This window comes from Dietzia sp. UCD-THP, assembly GCF_000349585.1.
GTDB lineage: Bacteria > Actinomycetota > Actinomycetes > Mycobacteriales > Mycobacteriaceae > Dietzia > Dietzia natronolimnaea_A.
Map to the genome: position 1 here is coordinate 1 of NZ_KB714661.1, position 3679 is coordinate 3679.

The following is a 3679-nucleotide window of genomic DNA, read 5'->3' on the forward strand; positions in this document are numbered from 1 at the left end:
GTCGCTTTCGGACCTGACCGGTTCGCTCGACGGTGGCTCGCTCGAGGGCATCCTGGCCGCGATCACGGCCGGTTCCTCGGAGCTCGGATCCTCGGACCTCGGCTCGACGTTCGAGGGTTCAGAGACGATCATCACCGGTTCCGCTAACGGTGGCGCCGGCTCGTCCGACCCCGCGACCCTCCTCGCCCTGGGCTCGCTCGCTGCTGCCGGCATCGGCATCGGCCTCGCCGTCTCCGGTGGCGTCACCCTGCCGCCGCTCCCGCGCGTCAACGTCGGACTCGTCTGCAACCTCCCGCCGGAGGCCATCGAGTTCCTCAAGGACAACGGCTCCATGGAGCGCCAGGAGTGCGAGCCCGTCGAGGAGCAGAACTGAAGTTCTGACCCCTCGACGCTGACCGAGTCAGCGTCCGGGTAGTACACCACCGATCCCCGCCGACCACACGGTCGGCGGGGATCGCTGCATTTTCCGGACCTGGATATTCTCAGAGCCATGTCCGTCCCCGATTTCGTCCTGGAACTCCGCCGCCACGTGGGTACCGCGCCCCTCTGGCTGGCCGGCGCCACCGCGGTGATCCGGGACCCCCACGGCGCGCGCGTGCTGCTCGTACGACGGGCCGACAACGGCTGGTGGACCCCGGTGACCGGGATCGTCGACCCGGGCGAGCATCCAGCCGAGACCGCCGTCCGGGAGGCACGGGAAGAGGCCGACGTCCGCATCCGCGTGGACCGCGTCGCCTCCATCGGCGTCTCGCGGATGGTCACTTACGCCAACGGTGACCGCGCGCAGTACCTCGACCACACCTTCGCCTGTACCTACCTCGACGGTGCCCCGCACCCCGCCGACGGCGAGAACACCGACGTCCGCTGGTTCGCGGTCGATGACCTGCCCGAGATGCGCCCCCACATGCTCGCCCGGCTCGAGGCGGGACTGGCGGACGAGGAGCGCGCGCGAATCGAGCTCGCTACCGAGTCCAGCCCGGCCACCGAGTCCAGCCGGGCCACGGGGTCCCATTAGAATCGGATCGTGCCCGCCGACCGAGTGCGAACCGAGGTCCCACCCGTGGTGACCGCGGCTGTCGGCATGGTGGTGGCGTTGGTCAGCGCGGTGTTCGGCATCGCGGCTCACGGTCTGGCCGCCGGCACGGGCGCGGTGGCGCCGAGCCCCGGGCAGATCCTGCTGATCGCCGCAGCGAGCGCGGGGGTGGGGGCGGCCACCGCTGCCGCCGCCCGGCAGCGGTCCCCGATCCCGGTCACCGCGGCCGGTCTGATCGCGGGGCAAGGGGTCGTGCACCTCCTCCTGGCCTCCGGGCACACCCACTCGGGCAGCCCGGGCGCCTCACACGCGGCTCTCGGCCACCACATGACCGACGCCACCCTCGTCCGCGCCGCGATGGACGGGGCGGGAACCGGTCTCTCCCTCGGTCCGGCGGCGCTGCTGACCCCGGGGATGCTCGGCGCTCACGTAGCTGCCATCGCCGTGACGCTCGCCCTCGTGGCGATCCTGTCCGGGACGCTGGCCTGGGTTGCGGCCAGGGTGACGCCGCTCCGGGTGGCCGCCCACCTCGTCGTCGTCGCCCCGCTCGTCTCCGCCTACAACGCTGACACCCCGCTCCACCGGTTCCTCGTGAACCGCGGTGGCACCCGGGCACCGCCGGTGGCTGTGTGACGCCATCACCCGCACCGGTGCGCGTTCTCGCCGCCGGGCGGCCTCACACACCACCTCAAGGACTGAACCACCCATGCGTACTCGCACTTACACCCGTGCCGTTGTTGCCGCGGCCACCGCACTGACCCTCGCACTGAGCACGGCGGCCTGCGCCTCCGACGACCCAGACCGGCCTTCCGACGACCCCGCCCAGACCTCCGTCGCGTCCGACCAGACGGCCAGCGCCGAGGGCGCCGGGGTCGTGACACTGGACGACGGCTGGGTCAAGGCCACGGACACCGACATGTCCGGGGTCTTCGGCACCCTCCGCAACACCGGGGACGACGACCTCCACCTGACCGGAGTCTCCAGCCGGCTCGGCGGTCGCACCGAGCTCCACGAGACCGTCCCCGGCGGCAGCGGGATGATGATGCAGGAGAAGGAGGACGGCTTCGTCATCCCGGCCGGTGGCGAGCTGGTCCTCGAGCCCGGCGGGAACCACATCATGCTGATGGACCTGGACCAGCCCATCACCACCGGTCAGCAGATCACCCTGACGCTGCGGTTCGACGGCGGCGACCAGGAGGGGGACGTCGAGCAGGATGTCACCGTCTCCGCGCGCGATTTCCGCGGCGGCGAGGAGGAGTACGTCGGCGGAGACCACGGCGGCATGGACCACGGGGGCATGAACCACGATGGCTGACCGGGCCCCCCGCTCGCTCTCGCGGCGGTCGGTCCTCACCCGCGGCGCGGGAGCCGTGGTGGGCGGTGCCGTGGTGGGTGGCGGGTTGGTCGGGGGTGCCGCCGGGTACGCGGGGCGGGGCGTCCTGGACGACGACGGGGCCGCACCCGACTGGAGGACCGTCGCGGACTCACAGGTCGTGGGCGCCGCCACCGAGCCCTTCCACGGGCCCCACCAGGCCGGCATCACCACACCTCCGCAGGCCCACGGGGCCTTCGTCGGGTTCGACCTCGCGACGGGGGCCACCCGCGCCGAGGTCCAGGGTGTCCTGCGGGCCTGGTCGCAGGACGCCGCCCGGCTCACCTCGGGTCGCGGCGGTCTGGCCGATCTCCAGCCCGAACTGGCCCGGGACCCGGCTAGGCTGACGGTCACGATCGGACTCGGGCCCGGGCTGTTCGACGCGTTGCGCATGCCCGAGCGGCGGCCGGCGTGGTTGCGGCCGCTGCCGGCGTTCCCGCAGATCGATCAGCTGGAGGACCGCTGGTCAGGAGGGGATCTGCTGCTCCAGATCTGTGCCGACGACCCCCTTGTCGTCTCCCACGCGGCCCGGACCCTCGCCTCCGGCGTGCGCGGCGTGGCCGAGCAGAAGTGGGCCCAGCGCGGGTTCCGCAAGGCCGTGGGTACCGACCCGACCGGTCGCACACAGCGGAACCTGTTCGGGCAGATCGACGGGACCGAGAACCCGAGGCCCGACGACGTGGACTACGACCAGGTCGTGTTCTCCGACGGCAGGTCCGCGGACGGGCAGGTCCAGCGGTGGATGCGCGGAGGGTCCTCGCTCGTCCTGCGCCGCATCCGCATGACCATGGACACGTGGGAGGAGATCGACCGCACCTCTCGCGAGCTGACCATGGGCCGGCGGATCGACACCGGTGCGCCGCTCACCGGGACCCAGGAGCACGACCCCGCCGACTTCGACGCCGTCGACGAGGTCGGCCTGCCGGTTATCCCGCCCGAGTCACACATGGCCCGGGCCCGGCAACGTCACCGCGGTGAGGCCATGCTCCGGCGGCCGTACAACTTCGACGACCCGCCGGAACCGGGGAAGATCAGCAACAGCGGTCTGATCTTCACCGCGTACCAGGCCGACCCGGTACGCACCTACATCCCAGTTCAGCAGCGGCTCGCCGAGCAGGACGCGCTCAACACATGGACCGTCCCGATCGGGTCGGCCGTGTTCGCCCTCCCGCCCGGCGCACCGGAGGGCGGGTACGTCGGTCAGGGGTTGTTCGAGGGGTGAGGTGAGACGCAGCCGCCCCCGGCGATGAACACCAGCGTGAGCCGATGCTCGC

At 72.0% G+C, this 3679-nt stretch carries 5 protein-coding genes; all 5 read left to right on the forward strand.

What is annotated here, in order from left to right; genetic code table 11:
- A partial coding sequence (locus tag H483_RS39735) for a hypothetical protein (protein WP_042330294.1) occupies positions 1 to 373 on the forward strand: 373 nt, incomplete at its 5' end.
- Positions 374 to 490: 117 nt separating this feature from the next.
- A complete protein-coding gene (locus H483_RS36675; protein WP_017838386.1) occupies positions 491 to 1015 on the forward strand; it encodes an NUDIX domain-containing protein in 525 nt (174 codons plus the stop codon).
- Between the two features lie 9 nt (positions 1016 to 1024).
- Entirely contained in the window at positions 1025 to 1666 is a 642-nt protein-coding gene (locus H483_RS36680; RefSeq protein ID WP_152428082.1) for a hypothetical protein, read from the forward strand.
- A gap of 73 nt (positions 1667 to 1739) precedes the next feature.
- Positions 1740 to 2348 carry a copper chaperone PCu(A)C gene (locus tag H483_RS36685; RefSeq protein ID WP_017838388.1) on the forward strand — a complete coding sequence of 203 codons (609 nt, stop codon included), beginning with the start codon at positions 1740 to 1742 and terminating at the stop codon, positions 2346 to 2348.
- Positions 2341 to 3627 carry a Dyp-type peroxidase gene (locus H483_RS36690; protein ID WP_017838389.1) on the forward strand — a complete coding sequence of 429 codons (1287 nt, stop codon included), beginning with the start codon at positions 2341 to 2343 and terminating at the stop codon, positions 3625 to 3627. Before H483_RS36685 ends, H483_RS36690 begins: the two co-directional genes overlap by 8 nt.
- Positions 3628 to 3679: the final 52 nt, after the last annotated feature.

Coding starts and splice junctions, on each gene's coding strand:
- H483_RS36675 (WP_017838386.1), top strand. CDS start 491: ATGTCCGTCCCCGATTTCGTCCTGGAACTCCGCCGCCACGTGGGTACC.
- H483_RS36685 (WP_017838388.1), top strand. CDS start 1,740: ATGCGTACTCGCACTTACACCCGTGCCGTTGTTGCCGCGGCCACCGCA.
- H483_RS36690 (WP_017838389.1), top strand. CDS start 2,341: ATGGCTGACCGGGCCCCCCGCTCGCTCTCGCGGCGGTCGGTCCTCACC.